Here is a 17,154-nt window from a genome sequence, read left to right on the forward strand (position 1 = left end):
AGGTTATGCGCGAGCGTCGTCAGGGGCGACCGGCTCCCGTTCTGCCGCCACCTGCTGCGGCGTGAGAGCAGGGGGGAACCGAACGGATACAAGGGAACTCGTTTTTGAAGCAACGTGGCTACCAAAGAAGGTGCATTCAGAGTCTTGTCCCATGTTTTCGATGCCTCGTAATAGACTTTCCCTCGGAAAACTCTCCAATTTGGTAGACGCTTGCTAAGCAAAGAATCAAGTTTTCCAAGAGTGGTCTTTATCCTCACCCCGCCGGCTTGGCAGTAACTATCCCACATTGCGGCTGAACCATTCCTGGCAAGCTCCTCCTGCGCGTCATTGAAGTGATCTTCCCGGCTCCCATAAATAGAGCGTTCTTCAGTCTGTAAAGTCCAACAGCTTGCATGAAAGCTATCCTTGGAGATATTGGAAAATTCGTCATCCTTCAACCTTTTCAAGAAATCAAATCGCGTTCCTTCGTAAGAGTCTGGCCATTCTGTTATTCTTGAAAGCCTTATTCTTTTGAATTGCAGAAAATACAGAAAACTCTCAATAGGCATGTACCGATATAGGGGCGTGTCAAGCGGCAAATCCATTTCGCTCTCGAACAAGCATACTTCCGACATAATCACCCCTCACGGTTTCTACTATGTGGCCTAACGTGAAGCCTAAGTAAGCGTCCATCAACTGTTTCCCGATTTACAGGCACCCGGCAGGTGAGAGTCGGGAACTTGTTGTTGGACACCTCCTAAGCCGGGGCGTGCTGCGCCCATGATGACGCCGAACACAACACGCCAAACTCGACGGCACAGTACGGGCTCGGCTTTAGGCGCTTTTTGACGTCCGAGTGCTTGTGATTGTTATGTGATATTCTGCAGTTTTGCTGGTAACCATCGTTTTTTGTCCGCAAGCCCTTTTGGTAAAATTCTTTCAATAGGCTCTTTGCCAGCGATTATTTCTTCAATTATTGGATGTTCTGGATTTTTTCGGCCTAGAGTGCTTGGGCCATAGAAGTATCCATAACCATTATGGTCAGCATTAAATCTATTGTTGATAGCTTCTATGATTTCTGCTGCATTATCAAAGTAGAAATCACCGAAATGGACATTAGTGCTCCACAGAACACCATAGCCTTTGATGTTTTTATCAAATAATGCTTTTACATTTAACTCGCATCTCTGAATCCAATAAGCCCAATTAACCACTTCAAGACCTGTTTCTTCTTCTACTATTTTCTTTTTTCTGAATGGTTCATGTTTTGGTGGGCCGTACCGCGATATTGCAAAATGTGATGGACCATCAAATTCAATAAACAGGCTCTTGCCTTGATAAGTGATTTTAAGATCCATTTTAAATCTTTTAACTTTTACCTGTCTTTCAATATCGCATCCAGGTAATGCTTTATGAATAATGGACAGCAATAAGAGTTCATCAAGGCTCGAAGACTCTACTGGAGGGGCATTGGTTATTTGGCCGCTATACCACGCTTTTTGTACTTTTTTTTCATCGACTGCCTCAACGCCATCAACATCTCTGAATTTCAAGACATCTAGGTCGGCATCATTTACCCCAAGAATTTTTTTTATATCTTCTTTTGACAGGAAGGAGCCAACAGAAGAATCGCTGTTTGAAAGGCTAAATGCCCCTTGTGCTTTTCCTAATATTGCCATTCCTCGTTCCTTTTACTCACATAAAGCCAAATTTCAGCCGGCCGCCACGCTGAAGCATATAAAAAAACGGCAAGGCATACGCGGCTCGGCTGTAATTTTTTGTGGTACGCCAGGCAGATAGCGAAGCCCGGTGATCCGACGTGGGTACGGTACGGTAAATGGCGAGGTTGTGCAGAGAAAGTTCATGTCCTTATCCGGGGAGATCTGTCTTGCGAGCGGTCCGTGTGGCTATGGGAGTCGAACTGAGGCCCAGTCCGAAAGGGTTGGAATTGCCATCGAACCCTACGGGTGCTGTGGTCGCCAGGGGAGCCGGACTGAGGGCCGACGCGAAAGCGCCGGAATCACCACCGGACCCTACCGTGACTCGGGCAGCGCGTCGGGTGGCAACGCTCGGCGTGATGGGACAGAAGTCAGCAGAGGGCATAGTAGCCAAACGCTTACCTTAATGGGTGGGACAGGGTGAAGTCGCCATTTTCGGCTTGTCCGGGTGTCGAGCCAATGAGGCAGGCACACACGATTAAGCTCTTTCAACGATCGCTTTAAAAGCCCAAAAGAGGGTTGCGCATAGCCCGTTGCTAAAGCAAAAAACAGTCCATCCCCGATGACATCGCCTGATGCGCCTTTGTGATTTTGCATTCAGCGTTGCCGATTTGTGTTGTTATCGCTCAATGCATTGATCTAGAGCATGATCCTGGAGTCAGAGAACACCCCATTGCCCGTTGTGAGTATATTGCCTTGGGCGGCTTTGTTGGAGTGCAAGAAGGGAAGGGAGAGGGAAGGTCCAAACGCTCTTAGATACCCATAGAGTCGAATCTAGAGGGACAGATTAGACCAAGGGTGCCTGGACTTGGAATCGATCCGTACCAATGAAAGCTGATCTTGGATCTTCTTCAGGAGGGGAATTCAAGCGGCAATGGATATACCCTTTCAAGCCATTAAGTATATGATTGAAAAGATATATCGAGAGTGAGAGTAAGGGTAAGAGTGAGCACGTCCCTGTGATCTGCATCCTTATAAGCGGTGAACGAGGGTCTCGGCGCGGATGTGTGTGTAGCGTTTCAGCATCCGGAGATCCTTGTGTCCGGTGATTGAACTAACCTCCATCGTGTTGAATCCCTTCTCGAAGAACCTTGATGTCGCCTCGTGCCTGAGATCGTGGAGGTGAAGATCCTCGATTCCGACTCTCTTGCATGCTCTTCTGAAAGCCTGTGAGATGCTATGAGGTTGTCCACCCCATACTAACCCTTCATCCTGGCGGGGAAGAGCGTTGAGGGCTTCCAGGGCTTTCTGGGACAATGGAATCGTCCTAGGGGTGTCGGTCTTGGTCTTCGGAATGTGCAGGATCCGAGACGCCCAGTTGATATGACCCCATTGCATGTTGCAAATTTCCCCGCGTCTCATGCCTGTTTCGATGGCAAATATGACGAGAGCTTTCATTCGCGGGTTATGTTCGAGGGCTTGCAGAATGCTCTGTTCCTCTTCCTCGGAGATTCTTCGATCCCTGCCTGGAGGACTCACTGGCATCTTGATGTGAGTGATAGGGTTCCCGTGAGGAAGGTTGATCCCCCAGCACTTTATGGCAGCACTGAGCACGCGACTGAGCAATCCCAGTTCTTTCGAAACAGATCCTGGGCTGACCAGTTCTAATCTGATGTCTCGATATCTGGAAATTTGGGAGGGGGAGAGGCTCGCAAGGGATAACTTACCGAGATGTTGGTTCAGCGTTGCGAGACGGTAGGGATCAGACGTCAGAGCCGTGCTGGAGAGTCGGGGGAGAATTTCCGTCTGGTAGCGTTCGAGAACTTCAGAAAGGGTGTGCTGTTGTGCTTGGGATGTGTCGAGAAACACCCCTCGCTCTATCCTCGATTCAACGGTTTTCGCCCAAGTCAAAGCATCCGACTTTTTGGCGAAAGATTTTGTGAGGGGGGGGTGACCTTTCTTGCGGATTTGAACGTGGTATCGATCGCCACGCTTGCGAATGGTCGCCACGATAACCTCCAATGTGCCAGGAGTGTGCCATTGGAGATTGACCGTTACAGGCTGGATTGCCTAAGTCTTTGATTGGACTATTCTTAATTGGCGCGCCCGACAGGATTCGAACCTGTGACCCCTGCCTTCGGAGGGCAGTACTCTATCCAGCTGAGCTACGGGCGCCTTGGACGAATTATCGCGGTTGAGCCCACGTCCGTCAAAGGTAAGTTTTTAATTCTACCCCAGCAGTCTAGTCCATGGCCATTTCTTTCGCACTCAGCGGCTGTTCAGCAATCCCTTCATCATGTGCAGATGGCTCAAGCCTCGGGCCTTGCGGTCTTCCGGGGATTCGGGACGCTCATCGCCCCAGTCCAGATCCTCGCGCGGGAGTTCGTTCAGGAAGCGGCTGGGCGCGCTCGGTATCCATTCGCCATAGCGTTTGCGGCGCTTGGTCAGGGTGAATGCGAGCGCTTGGCGCGCCCGGGTGATTCCTACGTAGGCCAGGCGGCGCTCCTCCTCGATGCCGTCCTCCTCGATACTGGTGCGGTGCGGCAGCAGCTCTTCCTCCATGCCGACCAGGAAGACATGCGGGAATTCCAGTCCCTTGGCCGCGTGCAGTGTCATGAGATGCACCCGGTCGCCGCCCGATTCCTCGTCCTGACGCTCCAGCACGTCCATCAGGGTCAGGTGCCCGACCATGTCGGCCAGACTCTTGTCCTGGAAGTCGCCCTTGTGGAGCTTGCCGAGCCAGCCGATGAGATCGGTGACGTTCTCGAAGCGGCGGTCGGCGACGGCCTGGCTCGAGGCGTTCTCGCGCAGCCACCCGGCATAGCCGATGCTGTCGACCAGTGCGCGCAGACCGACGGACGGATCCGATTCCAGACCCCGGCGATGCGAGTCGATCAATTGGAGAAAGGCGCCCAGCCGCTCGCGCTGACGCGCCCCGAGATGCTCGCTCAGACCCTGTGCCCTGCAGGTCTCGAGCAGGCTCGTCTCGTTGGCGCGGGCATATTCGGCCAGACGTTCGAGCGTGGTCGGGCCGATCTCGCGGCGCGGCGTGTTGACGATGCGCAGAAAGGCCGCGTCGTCCTCCGGGTTCGCCAGCAGCCGCAGATAGGCCATGACGTCCTTGATCTCGGTGCGGGCGAAGAAGGAGGTTCCGCCGCTCAGGAAGTAGGGGATGCTGTGCTCGCGCAGGGCCTTCTCGAACTGACGGGCCTGGTGGTTGCCCCGGTAGAGGATGGCCATGTCGCCGAACGACCTGTCCTCGGCATACTTGAGATGGAGGATCTCGGAGGCGACCGTCTCGGCTTCGTGCGTCTCGTCCTTGCACTGGATGACGCGCGGCTTGTCGCCCGGCCCGTGGTCGCTCCAGAGCCGCTTCTCGAAGACGTGTGGGTTGTGGGCGATCAGTGCGTTGGCCAGCCCCAGGATACGCGCGCTGGAGCGATAGTTCTGCTCCAGCATGATGACCTTGAGTTCGGGATAGTCCTCCTTGAGCCGGGCCAGATTTTCCGGGCGCGCCCCGCGCCAGGCGTAGATGGACTGGTCGTCGTCCCCGACCACGGTGAAGGCGCCCTCGGGACCGGCGAGCTGGCGGACCAGTTCGTACTGGGCGCTGTTGGTGTCCTGGTACTCGTCGACCAGCAGATAGCGGATACGCTCGCGCCAGGACCGCAGCAGATCGGGTTGGGTCCGGAACAGCCGCGCGGGGATCAGGATGAGGTCGTCGAAATCGACCGCGTTATAGGCGCGCAGGCTGCGTTCGTAGTCCGCATAGAGCGCGGCGAGTCGCGCCTCGAAGTCGTCCTCGGCCAGGGCCTCTGCCTGACCCGGATCGACCAGGTCGTTCTTCCAGCGCGAGATCCGGTGCTGAACCGCCGGCGGGCTGATGGCATCGGCATCCCGGGCGTGACTCAGGTGCTCCTTGATCAGCGACTCCGAATCCTGGGCGTCCAGCAGCGAAAAGCCCTGGCGCAGCCCCGCCCGCTCGGGCTCGCGTCTGAGGATGTTCAGCCCCAGGGTATGGAAGGTCGAGATGGTCAGTCCGCGCGTCTTGACGTCCTTGAGCTGCTGACTCACGCGCTCGCGCATCTCCCGTGCCGCCTTGTTGGTGAAGGTGACGGCGCAGATGTGGCGCGGCGACAGCCCCTTGCTGCCGATCAGATGGGCGATCTTCTGGGTGATGACGCGGGTCTTGCCCGAGCCGGCCCCCGCCAGGACCAGGAGAGGTCCGTCGGTATGGCGAACGGCTTCGAGCTGTCGGGGATTGAGTCCGGACATTCGGGGAGAGACATGGGTGGGGTTGACGGGACGCATCCGAGCGGATCCCCGATTATGCCCGAGTCCAGGCCGCCATGCTCGGCGAGCAATCGGGCGGCGTTCGTAATACCATTCGAGTCTGTTCTTCGCCACGCAATGGTGACTCTGTGTTCAGCCGAATCCTATCCATTCTGGTCCTGTCGGTCGCGTTCGGGACCCTCCATGCTCAAGAAGAGGGGGCGCCGCCCGCCGAGAGCGGTTTCCTGCAGGCGCCGACGGTCGAGCCTTCGCCGCTGACCGGCGAGCCCGTCGAGCCGGACATCACCATCAAGGAATCCGGGGATGAGCTGATCTACGAATACCGGGTGCGCGGTGTGCTCTACATGGTGAGGGTGCAGCCGCAGATCGGTCCTCCCTATTATCTCTACGATCTCAATGGGGACGGAAAAATCGATGCCGAGGATCGCTCGTCACGCAATACGGCCGTGCCCCAATGGATTCTGTTTCAGTGGGATTGATCCGGCTGCCCCAAGGCGTCTCGGCCTTGCAGCAGTGCCGGATGCGGACTACTGCGGTCGAGTGCCGATGGGGATAGGGTGATAGGGGGCGGCGGCTTGCGCCTGGTCGGGGGGCGCCATGCATCCTGCGGTGGGCGCAAGAGCCCTGTCCATGTCGGTAAGAGGAGTCGGGTGGAGCGTCGGATCTCTAGCTGGCTGCGATGGTTTCCGTCTGCCGAGTTCGTGGATCAGGCGAGGGTCGGTTGTCCTGCATAGGGAGCGCCATGGGCCATGAGCCTGCCCGGCATATCCGTCAGCCTCGAGAGCTGCTCCAGATCGGGCTGCGGGTCGCGGAACTGGACGCCGATGCCGGACGCATCCTGATGCGACACGACCGCGGGGATCAGCCAGTCCCGCCCTCCTTCGTGGAACTCTAGCGTGACCATGGTTCCCTTCGGCAGGGTCAGGTTGCGGACCCCCAGATACATCCCTCTTTCGGAGATGTCGCGTCCCTGGGCGCTGAAGAAGCGCCGCTTGCGGTATTGGATCTGTACCTGGATTTCGCCCGGGTGTCGGATGCCGTAGCGATGCTCGGTCGTCATGATGGGGTCACTCCTCATCGGGGTTGCAATGATCTCGATCGGTATCGACTCAATCTTAGGCACCGATCTTGACCGCTCGATGCAACCCTTATGACCGATATGTGAAGGTTCGCGTCCGCCCGGAGAACGAGGGAGTCGGTGACGCTCGGTGCCTGGCGGGAGGCGGCGAGCGCGAACCCGGCGCTAGGGCGTGTCCTTCTGGTCCTGGTCCAGCGCCTCGGCGATCGCCTTGCGCAACGACTCGCGGGTGAAGGGCTTGGGGAGCGTGGCCCGAACGCCCAGCAGTTTGGCGGATTCCAGGTTGAACTCCAGGCTGATGGTGCGGCGTCCGCCCGAGACGGCGATGATCGGAATCCGGGCGTCCAGCTTCGCCAGTTCCATGATGAGTTCGATCCCGTCGATCTCGGGCATCAGGATGTCCGTGATGACGAGATCCGGCGGGTCCTGCTCCACCCTCTGCAGTGCCTCGCGTCCGTTGTCGACGGCGCTCACCTCATAGCCCTCGCGACGCATCATGGCCAGGAGCATCGCCCGGAAGATCTCGTCGTCGTCCACGATCAGAACCTTGATCATTCGAATGTGTCCCGTTGCTTGGGGGGTGTCTCCCGGATGGAATGGGGTTCGGAGAGGGGCGTGCCCTCGCGCTGGGTCTGCGGCAGATCGATGGTGAAGCAGGTACCGCGGCCCGGCGCGCTCGCGATCACGATCCTTCCCCGTAATTTGGCGACCAGTCCGTGAACGACCGACAGCCCCAGTCCGCTTCCCTTGCCTGGGGCCTTGGTGGTGAAGAAGGGATCGAAGACGCGCTCCCTGACCTCCTCGCTCATTCCCTCGCCGTCGTCCTCGACCGTCAGTCTGACCATGGGGAGCGAGTCCTCCGGCTTGATGAGCCGGACGTCCACCTGGATCCGTCCCCTGTGGGCGTCGACGGCATCGGCCGCGTTGATGCAGAGATTCATCACGATCTGCTGGATCTGGCTCGGTTCGGCCAGGATCCATGCCTCTCGCGCCGCCGGCGCGAAGTCGAGCCGAATGTCCGCCGCAAGCGAGACCCGCAAGAGCTTCAGCGTCTCTTGGACGAGGGGAACCGCATCGATCGGGATCGGATCGTCCTCGACCTCGCGCGCGAAGGTCAGCATGCCCGCGATCAGGTCCTTGGCGCGGAAGCTTGCCTGCTGGATATGGTTCAGATATCCATGTCCCTCCGACTCGGCGGGCAGCTCGTCGCCCAGCAGCTCGCTGAACCCCAGGATGGCGCCGAGGATATTGTTGAAATCGTGCGCGATGCCGGCCGCGAGGGTGCCGATCGCCTCCAGGCGGCGCGATTGTTCCAGGCGGGCGTTCACGATCGCCTCGGCGCGGCGCTCCAGCTGCTCGCGGAAGGCGAGGCTGTAGGCCATATGAGCCTCCATCAGCGGTGCCGTGATGAGGTCCGCGATCTGGCCCAGCGGCAGGTCCGGATGGGCGTGGGCCAGACGGACCAGAGCCTCGTGATGCAGCTCCCCGACCTCCTCGAGCGGAATCTCGTTGGCGACCAGACGGCGTCCGAGGTCTGCCGCGTCGGCCAGTGCCGTCTCCGCCGCCAGCGGATCCTCGGCGAAGACCGCGCCCTGGAGCAGCTCGGCATAGCGCCGGATGAGGTCCGGCGGCGATTTCGGCGTACGGGTGTCATTCATGGCGGTAGAGCAGAATTCCCGCGTCGTCCCGGTCGCTGGCCCAGCGCTCCAGTAGACGCCCGGCCAGTGCGTCGGACGGCCGCGACGCGATCAGGGAAGGGCGGATGTCCGCGTCTTCCGGGATTCCATCGGAAAACATGACCAGCCAGTCTCCCGGAGACAGTGGGAGACGTTCCGGGCGCAGCCCGGAGAAGCCGCCGCCGACGATTCCGCGCGCGCCGGCCAGGCGTCTGATCTGTCCCTGCCCGATCAGCAGCGTACGCACATTGCCCACGGCGGCATGCAGCAGGGCGTTCTCCTCGAACAGGACGTCGACCACAGCCAGTGCGGCCCCGCGCGACCCGATCAGCGCTCGGTCGCAGTCGGCGAACAGCTCGGTCAGGTCCGCCGGCCGCATCACCGCCAGCCGCTCGATGAGCGTGACGGCGGCCGCATGGGCCTCCGGACCGTGTCCCAGGCCGTCGGCCAAGGCCATTCGCAGCCGCTCCGGACGCGTCCACCAGCCCGACTGATCGCCGCACAGACGCTCGCCCGGGAGCGGGCGGACCGCCTGGCCGACCGAAACCTCCGCGCGATCGGGTGGGGGGCTCGGTGGATTCAGGGCCATTTGATCGCCCTGACCCGGGTTCCATGTCCGGGCCGCGAATCCATGGCGAAGACGTCCATCAGGCGTTCGACGCCTGGAAGACCGCAGCCCAGACCGCCCGCCGTGCTGTAGCCCTCCGTGAGTGCCAGCGCCAGATCGGCGATCCCCGGCCCCGCGTCTTCCGCCACCAGTTCGATACCTGGCGGCTCATTCGGATGGCGTCCGGCAACGGAGGCGGCGCGCAGCCATCCGCCGCCGGCGTGGATCAACAGATTGGTCGCCAGCTCGCTCGCCGCCGTCGCCAGGTAATAGGCCGGGCTGCGGGCGAAGCCCATACGTTCGGCCAGCCAGCGTATCTCGCGGCACGCGGCGGCGATGTCCGGTTCGGTCTCGACCCGGACGCATACCGAGGCGACCGATGGTGGCCACGAGGGAATCGGATCGGCTGGCCGCTCGGGGGGCATGGGTTGGGGGACGTTTTGATGCTGCATCATGTCGCGGTTCGGTCTCGTTGCCTGACTGCGTTCACAATGGCTTGCGCAGAATGATGGTGATTCGCGTATGGCCCGGCTCGGATTCGATCTGGAATTCGTCGACCAGCCGTCGCGTACCCGGCAGTCCGGCGCCGAGTCCCCCGCTGGTGCTGTAGCCGTCGGTCATGGCGAGCGGGATGTCGGGGATGCCAGGACCGCGATCCTCGACCTGGACCCGGATGCGTCGGGTGTGGCTGTCCGATCTGTCCTCGATGAGACAGACACCCTCGCAGGCATACTGAATGACGTTGCGTGCCAGCTCGGAGACGGCGGTGGCCAGTCGCGTCTGATCCGCCTTGCCCAAGCCGAGCCGTTCGCAGAGATCCCGGGCGACGCGGCGCGCGGTCACGATGTCCGCCGCGGACATGACGGGAATCTTGGTGCCGGCGAAGGATTCAGGCATCCTCGTCCTCGTCGAAGCGGGTGTCGCCGCGTTTGGCGATGCGGCCCTTGAGGATCTCCAGCCCTTGTTCGAGATTGAAGGCGCAATCCGCGCCGAGCAGGTCGCGTCCCATCTCGATCAGTGTCATTGCGACGAAGGGCTGCACCCCGCAGATGACGGCCTCCGCGCCCAATAGACGCACCATGTAGGCGGTGTCGTTGATGACCCTCGCCATGTAGGAGTCGACCACGTCCAAGGCGGTGATGTCGATCGCGACCCCCAGCGCCTCGGTCTCGGCCACGCGCTCGACCAGATCGGACTGGAACTGCATGGCGTCGCTGTCGGTGAGGTCCTCCTGGATGGAGACCAGGAGGATGCGTCCCAGACTCAGGACCGGGATCCTCATGACCGCCGCTCCTCGACGGGCGAGATCCGCTGGCCGGTCAGCAGCAGGGCCTCGGCGATGCCCGCGCGCAGCGTCGCGCGGCAGAGGACGTCGCCGAACCGGATCCCCAGCTTGGTGAGCGTCTGGGCGCCCTCGGGACTGATGCCGGTCATGACGACCTGGGTGCCGAGCAGCCGGGCCGCATCGATCGTCTTCATCAGGTGCTGGGCGACGCTGGTATCGATCACGGGAACGCCGGTGAGATCGAGAATGGTGACCCGCGCCTCGTGACGGGCGATGGCCTCCAATAGCCGTTCGGTGATCTGGCGGGCCCGAATCGTATCGATGACGCCGACCAGCGGTAGCAACAAGATACGGCTCCACAGCCGCAGCACCGGCGTGGAGAGTTCCAGCAGAGACAGGCTCTGCTGGGTGATGAGATGCTCGCGGACATCGACGAAGGCGGTGAAGGTCAGCTGGGTCAAGCTGTCGAAGATCCGCTCCAGCCACATGAGGTCCGCTACCGCGTCCGCCTCCGACCGATCGAACAGCCGTGTGGAGAGCAGATGCTTGAGAGAGAGCATCAGCCCGATCGTCTTGTTCGCCCCGCTGCCGATGCGGGCCTGTTCGGTGACGAACTGATGGAGGTGGTTCGCCAGCGCCCCCTCGGGATTCAGCTCGAAGTCGTCGTCGGGTGTGGTCTGCGCGATCAGCGTGGCGATGTCGTCGAAGATCGAGCGAAGCCTCAGGCGGGATTCTTGAGGCAGGCTCTCGTAATTGCCATTGCCAGACCAGATGGACTGAGCATGATGCAGCCAGGCGTCGAGCAGCTCTTCACGGTGCTCGTGCAGCAGTTTTATCAATGGGGTCGCCATCTTTCGGATTCGCTCCCTAACTGAATGCTCCGGGTTGGACGTGCGGGTTTGGAGCCTGCCGGGTCCCGCTGTGCCATTCTAGACCTTCTCTCGCGTCCTGATGCGTTTCCAGGCCGCACATGCCGGGATCCTGTCCCTCGGGGCCGCGGCTCAGAAAAGCTCGATCCGCGGGGCGTCCGAGCCCTCCGTCTGGGTGTCATCCGCCAGCCGGGCATGATTGGACTCGTCCAGCAGATAGCGCTCGAACGCCTCCTGGAGAGCGCCTGGGAGCGCCGTTCCCGTTGCCTCCTCGGCCGAGATCAGATCGGCGCGCTGCTCCAGCGCCGAACGTACCCGCCCCAGGCGCTGGCCGACGACGTCCTGGTATTGCAGCAGTCCCAGGATGTCCGCGATCTGGTTGGCCAGTCCGGTGTTGTGGTGCGTCACCACCGAGAATAGCGTCTTGTAGAACTGACGCATGTCCTCGTAGTTGTCCCTGAGGCGCTGAATCGATTCGACCGCGTCGGTCGCCTGTTCGAGCTGCTCGCTCGAGCCGTCGAGCAGCGAGAGCTGCAGGTTGTGTTTCACCGCGTCGAGCGCCCGGTTGAGTCCGGCCTCGATGGTGTCGGCCGCCTTGGCCGAATGGTCGGCGAGCGCCCGAACCTCGCCCGCGACCACGGCGAAGCCGCGCCCGGCCTCGCCGGCGCGCGCGGCCTCGATCGCCGCGTTCAGCGCCAGCAGATTGGTCTGCTTGCCGATCTGCTTGATCGAGGTCGCCAGCCCCTCGAGCTGGTGGATGTCGTCGAGCACCGACTGGATGGCGGCGATGTCGGTCTGAATGCGTGAGGGCAGATCCTGGACGAAGGCCGCGATCTGGCCGATGTCGTCCACGCGCTGCTCGATGTCGCTCTCCATGTTCTCGGCGCTGAGTGTCGAGTTGTTCAGGTAGTCGAGCAGGTGCGTCGCCGCTTGGTTGAGCTGGGTCGTGCGTTCGATGACGGTGAGGGTGGACGACTCCGTTTCGGAGACCGCGTCGGCGATCCGCTCCCCGAGCGCAAGATCCTGAGTGCCCATCAGTTTCACCGCCTCGGCATTGGCCTCCTGTAGGGTCTCGGCCTGGTCGAGTGCGTTGGCGAAGGTATCGCACGCGAGACCGATGGAGCCCGTGGTTTGGACGTTGAGGTGGAAGAACACCAGCCCGGCGACGAGATTCGTCACGAGCAGCGCGCCACCGACCAGGAGCGCGTGGATCAGGGCCGGATTCGCGCCCAGCGCCCTGGCCTCGACTTCGATCCAGTCATGGGTCTCATACACGAGCGCCGAGAGCACGAGGGTGCCGACCAGGGTCAGCAGCGCCATGGTGCGTCTGAGCCCCCGCGCCTGTGCCAGGCTCGCAGTGATGACCTCCGGCCGTTGTGTGCGAATGGCCATGGCGCTCGGGCTCAGGTGCCTGGCAGCACTTGCCTGATGACCTTGATCAGGTCCGATCCGCCCACCGGCTTGACCAGCCAGCCGGTCGCCCCGAGCTTCTTGGCCTCGTCGCGCTTGGCCTGCTGGCTCTCCGTCGTGAGCGCCAGGATGGGGGTGAAGCGCAGGCCGGGCAGGGCGCGGGCGTTGCGGATGAAATCGATACCGCCCATGTTCGGCATGTTGATGTCGGTCAGGATCAGGTCCGGCTTGACGCCGCCCTTGAGCTTGGTCATGGCCTGAACGCCGTCGCCGGCGGTTTCCACCTTGAATCCGGCCATTTCTAGGCTGGCTTTGAGACTCATCACCATGGTCGCCGAATCGTCGACGACCAGTATCAGTTTCGACATGGATACGTCCTCATTGGGTCAATGCCGCTCTCAGCCAATCGGCGAGCGCGCGGTCCTTCGGCCAGGCCGAAATCTTGGGTCTGGCCGCCATCAGCACCTGCAGGTTCGAGGCATGTAGATGGGTGCAGGCGGAGAGATTCACCCGTCCGCGCGGATGCTTGATCAGCCATTCGAGCAGGGTCTCGGCATCCTCGACGCCGAGCAGGTCGCGGGCGACCGCCGTGGTCTTTTTGAATTCGAGCGCCATCAGATCAGCTCCCTCGGGTTGAACACCAGGAGCACCGAGCCGTCTCCCAGCAGTGCCGAGCCGGCATAGCCCGTGAGTCCGCCGAGGAAGCCGGCGAGCGGCTTGAGGATGATGTCGATCGTCTCGCGGCAGTCGTCGACGACGATCCCCAGATATTCCTGATCGACCCGCACCACCAGCACGGCGAGCTCGTCGTCGTCGTTGGCGATCTGCTCCGCGTCGAGCGCCAGCAGATCGTTGAGCGCCAGCAATGGAATCAGACGCCCGCGCAGCATGGTGGTCCGGCGGCGCTTGATGGTGCGGATGTCGCTTCGCGCCACCCGCACCGTCTCGGCCACCGCGTCCATGGGCACGCCGAAGCGCTGTCCTGCGGACTCGACGATCATGACATTGGTCACGGCCATCGAAAGCGGCAGCGAGAGTCTCAGCGTGGTGCCCCGGCCGACCTGACTGCGCAGATCGATGCTGCCGTTGACGCGGGCGATGGCGTTGCGGACCACGTCCATGCCGACACCGCGTCCCGAGAGGTCGGAGACCTGCTCGGCGGTCGAGAATCCCGCAGCGAACACCAGATTGATCGCCTCCTGGTCGGTCAGCCGTTCCAGTTCGGCCTCGTCGATCAGGCCGCGCTCGTAGGCCTTGCGCCGGATCCGGTCCGGATCGATGCCGCTCCCGTCGTCGGCGATCTCGATCAGCACTCGATCGGATTCCTGGCGCGCCAGGATGCTCAGACGCCCCTCCCTCGGCTTGCCCGCCGCCTGACGCGCCTCGGGCGTCTCCAATCCATGGTCCAGGCTGTTGCGCACGATATGCACCAGAGGGTCGGCCAGGGCCTCGATGATGTTCTTGTCGGCCTCGGTCGACTCGCCCTCCATCACCAGCCGCACCTCCTTGCCGAGCTTGTGGGCGATGTCGCGCACCAGGCGCGGGAAGCGCTGGAACACGAAGGAGACCGGCATCATGCGCACCTGCATGATGGCGTCCTGCATCTCCTCGGCGATCCGGTTGATGACCCCGTACTGCGCCTTGATCTCGCGCGCCAGTTCGCGCACCCCGAACACCTCCTCGGCGCGGCCGGCCAGATAGGGCAGGGCGTTCTTGGCGACCACCATCTCGCCGATCAGATTCATGAGCCGGTCGATCTTGACCTGATCGACCTTGAGCGTGCGCGGGCTGGTCAGCTGGTCCTCGGCCCGCCGGCCGAAGCGGATCGACTCCTCGGGATCGCTGCTGCTGATGCTGGTGGGCTCTCCCGGGGCGGGAGCGGCTGCAATCCGGTCCGAGCCGCCGCCGGTGTCGTCATCCGGGGCGGTGGCGCGCCCGGCATGGGGCTGCGGATGCCGAGCGGCGAGCCACGCGAACAGCGGGGTCGGAGAGCGCGTCTCGATGGCCGCCTGCAGCGCCGGTTCCAGCCCCTCGATCTCGGATTCCCGGCCGACGCTGGCGAAGGCGGCGGACAGGCTCGCGGCGACCGCGCGCAGCCGGCCGTCCAGCCAGGGAGGCGTATCGCTCAGCGCCAGGATCTCGCGCTGCGCCTCCAGCACCAGGTCGAACGACCATTCCGCCTCGGCGCTGAAGGCGCGGTCGCTCGTCGAGGCCGGTCCGCCTTCTGCTGCGGTCGCGGCGGTCAGGATTTCCTGCGACAAGGGCTCGAACCGGACCTGATCCGGTACGTAGCGGAAATGCTCGGCGAGCCGTTCGGGCGTGGTGTCGAGAATGGCCTCGAAGCGCAGCAGGCAGCGATAGGCGTCGAGTTCGGCGAGTGGTGGCCAATCCTCGCGCGACTCCAGCCGGCACCACAACGGGTCGCCCAGCTGAAGCATCTGGTGGACCGGATCCTCGCCCTTGAAGAAACATTCCTCCTCGGGTTCGTAGCGCAGCCAGCAGAACGATCCGCCGGCCTCGAGACGGCGGATCAGATCCGCGCGCAGCGGCTCGGGCAGGTCGATCGGGTCCAGTGCGGAAGGACGTGCGTCGGACGCCCCGGCCTCCGGCCGTTCGGGCGGTGCGGGCGGTTCCTCCTCGGCCGGATCCGCTCCGTCCGCGCTCCGCGCCCGATCCTGCAGCAGGGACCGCAGCGTCTCGCCGAGCCTGAGCGCGTCGCTCGCGTGATGGGCGGTGCTCGGCGGGGCGTCGCCCGGGGCCTCGGCGATCTCGTCGATCAGGGTCGCGACGAAGTCCATCGCCTCCAGCAGGCAGTCCGCCAGCGGACGGTCGAAGGGGATGCGGCCGTCGCGCACCGCGTCCATCAGGTCCTCGGCGGCGTGCAGCACCCGGGTCATCTCGGGGAGATCGAAGAGCCCGCTGTTGCCCTTGAGGGTGTGGACCAGGCGGAACAGCTCATTCATGAGCGCGCTATCGCCCGGAGCCTCCTCCAGCTGCAGCAGACGCTCGCCGATGGATTGGAGGAAATCGCGTCCTTCGGAGAGGAATTGGTCGAGCAATGGATTCATGATGTCCGCCCCTCGCTGGAGGGCGTCATGCCGAGCAGGGTATGGACGTGCGACAGTAGCCGCCCAGGCCGGACCGGCTTGACCAGATAGAGATTGGCGCCGGTCAGATAGGCCAGTTTCTGATCGTTGGCTCCCGCCTCGGTGGAGACCATGATGGCCGGCGCCTGGGGCAGGTCCTTGGCGCGCAGCTCGCGCAGAAAGCCGTAGCCGTCCAGCTTGGGCATGTTGACGTCGACCAGATAGAGGTCGAAGGGGGCCTCGGCCACGCGCTCCAGTGCCTCGATGCCGTTGACCGCCTCGGTCACCTCGAAGCCGGCCGATTCCAGGATGCCGCGATGATAGAGCCGGACCGTCGCGGCATCGTCGATCACGAGGATCCGTTTCATCGCGCCTCCCATGGTTTCTGATAGACGATGGCCTCGGGGAACTTGCGTACCCGGAACAGCGAGGAGATACGGCTCATGGACTCGGAATGGCCGAGACAGACGAAGCCGCCCGGATTGAGTGCGTCATAGAAAGACTCCGCAGCCTGCTTGCGCGACAGGTCGTCGAAATAGATCAGTAGGTTGCGGCAGAAGATGAGGTCGAAGTTCCGGTATCGGCGCATCTCGGCCGTGTCGATGATGTTTACCCGGGTGAATTCCACGGCCTCGCGCAGCGAGTCGTCGATTCGATACTGATCGCCGTCGCGATGGAAATACTTGTTGCGCAGGCTGAGGGGGACCTGCTGCAGCGAGCGCTGGCCGTAATATCCGCGCCGCGCCTGGGCGAGCGTGTCGGTGTCGATGTCGGAGGAGATGATCTCCACGTCCAGCTCGGCGATGCGCGGCCAGTGTTCGAGCAGATAGATGGCGATGCCGTAGGGCTCCTCGCCCGAGGCGGAGGGGACCGACCAGATGCGGATCGGCGATGCCTCGTCACCGCGCCGCGCGACCAGTTCCTCCAGCATGGAATCGACCAGACAGCGGAACTGGTATTCCTCGCGGAAGAAATAGGTCTCGTTGACCGTCATGGCGTTGATGAGCGTCTGCAGCTCCTCGCCCGATGCCTGGAAGCGCATCGTGGTGAAGTAGCTGCGGAAGCTTTCTTGGCCGGTCGCCTGCATGCGGTCCAGCAGGCGCTTGTCGACGAAATAGCGCTTGCTGTTCTCGAAGAGGATTCCGGTCTTGCGATAGAAGAACTCCCGGAAGGTCCGGAAATCCTCTTCGCTGATCGATGTCTGGGCCGTCAT

19 protein-coding genes and 1 tRNA gene are annotated in these 17,154 nt (G+C 62.0%); 1 reads left to right on the top strand and 19 read right to left on the bottom strand.

The genetic code is table 11. The features are described from left to right. The 5 genes from D779_RS22945 to D779_RS15840 all read right to left on the bottom strand — a co-directional run. A partial coding sequence (locus D779_RS22945; protein ID WP_232424215.1) for a hypothetical protein occupies nt 1-599 on the bottom strand: 599 nt, incomplete at its 3' end. Between the two features lie 249 nt (nt 600-848). Next, complete coding sequence (locus D779_RS22355) at nt 849-1,658, bottom strand: hypothetical protein (RefSeq protein WP_157726430.1); 810 nt, start codon at nt 1,656-1,658, stop codon at nt 849-851. A gap of 1,011 nt (nt 1,659-2,669) precedes the next feature. Beyond that, nucleotides 2,670-3,647, bottom strand: a complete 978-nt coding sequence (locus D779_RS15830; RefSeq protein ID WP_043756051.1) for a site-specific integrase — start codon at nt 3,645-3,647, stop codon at nt 2,670-2,672. Nucleotides 3,648-3,735: 88 nt separating this feature from the next. Then, nucleotides 3,736-3,812 (bottom strand) — tRNA-Arg (locus tag D779_RS15835). Nucleotides 3,813-3,905: 93 nt separating this feature from the next. Beyond that, on the bottom strand, nt 3,906-5,912 hold the full coding sequence (locus tag D779_RS15840) for a UvrD-helicase domain-containing protein (RefSeq protein ID WP_043755941.1): 2,007 nt from the start codon (nt 5,910-5,912) through the stop codon (nt 3,906-3,908). Between the two features lie 146 nt (nt 5,913-6,058). On the opposite strand from D779_RS15840, the gene D779_RS15845 reads away from it, so the two are divergent. Further along, nucleotides 6,059-6,409 carry a DUF2782 domain-containing protein gene (locus D779_RS15845; RefSeq protein WP_043755942.1) on the top strand — a complete coding sequence of 117 codons (351 nt, stop codon included), beginning with the start codon at nt 6,059-6,061 and terminating at the stop codon, nt 6,407-6,409. 227 nt (nt 6,410-6,636) lie between these two features. On the opposite strand, the gene D779_RS15850 is transcribed toward D779_RS15845, so the two are convergent. The 14 genes from D779_RS15850 to D779_RS15915 all read right to left on the bottom strand — a co-directional run bounded on the left by D779_RS15850 (nt 6,637) and on the right by D779_RS15915 (nt 17,154). Continuing rightward, complete coding sequence (locus tag D779_RS15850; protein WP_043755944.1) at nt 6,637-6,990, bottom strand: PilZ domain-containing protein; 354 nt, start codon at nt 6,988-6,990, stop codon at nt 6,637-6,639. 183 nt (nt 6,991-7,173) lie between these two features. Further along, entirely contained in the window at nt 7,174-7,563 is a 390-nt protein-coding gene (locus D779_RS15855) for a response regulator (RefSeq protein ID WP_043755946.1), read from the bottom strand. Continuing rightward, on the bottom strand, nt 7,560-8,666 hold the full coding sequence (locus D779_RS15860) for a sensor histidine kinase (protein ID WP_043755947.1): 1,107 nt from the start codon (nt 8,664-8,666) through the stop codon (nt 7,560-7,562). Before D779_RS15860 ends, D779_RS15855 begins: the two co-directional genes overlap by 4 nt. Next, nucleotides 8,659-9,273 carry a SpoIIE family protein phosphatase gene (locus D779_RS15865; RefSeq protein WP_043755949.1) on the bottom strand — a complete coding sequence of 205 codons (615 nt, stop codon included), beginning with the start codon at nt 9,271-9,273 and terminating at the stop codon, nt 8,659-8,661. The genes D779_RS15860 and D779_RS15865 overlap by 8 nt, the downstream gene beginning before the upstream one ends. Beyond that, on the bottom strand, nt 9,264-9,746 hold the full coding sequence (locus D779_RS15870) for an anti-sigma regulatory factor (protein ID WP_232424216.1): 483 nt from the start codon (nt 9,744-9,746) through the stop codon (nt 9,264-9,266). Before D779_RS15870 ends, D779_RS15865 begins: the two co-directional genes overlap by 10 nt. 31 nt (nt 9,747-9,777) lie before the next feature. Next, nucleotides 9,778-10,188: an anti-sigma regulatory factor gene (locus D779_RS15875; protein ID WP_043755955.1), complete on the bottom strand. Its 411-nt coding sequence runs from the start codon at nt 10,186-10,188 to the stop codon at nt 9,778-9,780. Then, nucleotides 10,181-10,573 carry an STAS domain-containing protein gene (locus tag D779_RS15880; RefSeq protein ID WP_043755957.1) on the bottom strand — a complete coding sequence of 131 codons (393 nt, stop codon included), beginning with the start codon at nt 10,571-10,573 and terminating at the stop codon, nt 10,181-10,183. Before D779_RS15880 ends, D779_RS15875 begins: the two co-directional genes overlap by 8 nt. Further along, complete coding sequence (locus D779_RS15885; protein WP_043755959.1) at nt 10,570-11,427, bottom strand: STAS domain-containing protein; 858 nt, start codon at nt 11,425-11,427, stop codon at nt 10,570-10,572. Before D779_RS15885 ends, D779_RS15880 begins: the two co-directional genes overlap by 4 nt. Before the next feature lie 150 nt (nt 11,428-11,577). Next, complete coding sequence (locus D779_RS15890; RefSeq protein ID WP_043755960.1) at nt 11,578-12,837, bottom strand: methyl-accepting chemotaxis protein; 1,260 nt, start codon at nt 12,835-12,837, stop codon at nt 11,578-11,580. A gap of 11 nt (nt 12,838-12,848) precedes the next feature. Next, complete coding sequence (locus tag D779_RS15895; protein ID WP_043755962.1) at nt 12,849-13,223, bottom strand: response regulator; 375 nt, start codon at nt 13,221-13,223, stop codon at nt 12,849-12,851. 10 nt (nt 13,224-13,233) lie between these two features. Then, nucleotides 13,234-13,470, bottom strand: a complete 237-nt coding sequence (locus D779_RS15900; protein WP_043755964.1) for a hypothetical protein — start codon at nt 13,468-13,470, stop codon at nt 13,234-13,236. After that, nucleotides 13,470-15,923, bottom strand: coding sequence for a chemotaxis protein CheA (locus D779_RS15905; RefSeq protein ID WP_043755966.1), 2,454 nt, complete (start codon nt 15,921-15,923; stop codon nt 13,470-13,472). Before D779_RS15905 ends, D779_RS15900 begins: the two co-directional genes overlap by 1 nt. Continuing rightward, the gene (locus D779_RS15910; RefSeq protein ID WP_043756054.1) at nt 15,920-16,309 is read right to left on the bottom strand and encodes a response regulator; all 390 of its coding nucleotides are present in this window, start codon (nt 16,307-16,309) and stop codon (nt 15,920-15,922) included. The genes D779_RS15905 and D779_RS15910 overlap by 4 nt, the downstream gene beginning before the upstream one ends. Beyond that, complete coding sequence (locus tag D779_RS15915) at nt 16,306-17,154, bottom strand: CheR family methyltransferase (protein WP_043755968.1); 849 nt, start codon at nt 17,152-17,154, stop codon at nt 16,306-16,308. The genes D779_RS15910 and D779_RS15915 overlap by 4 nt, the downstream gene beginning before the upstream one ends.

The organism is Imhoffiella purpurea (assembly GCF_000585215.1).
Taxonomy (GTDB): Bacteria; Pseudomonadota; Gammaproteobacteria; order Chromatiales; family Chromatiaceae; genus Imhoffiella; species Imhoffiella purpurea.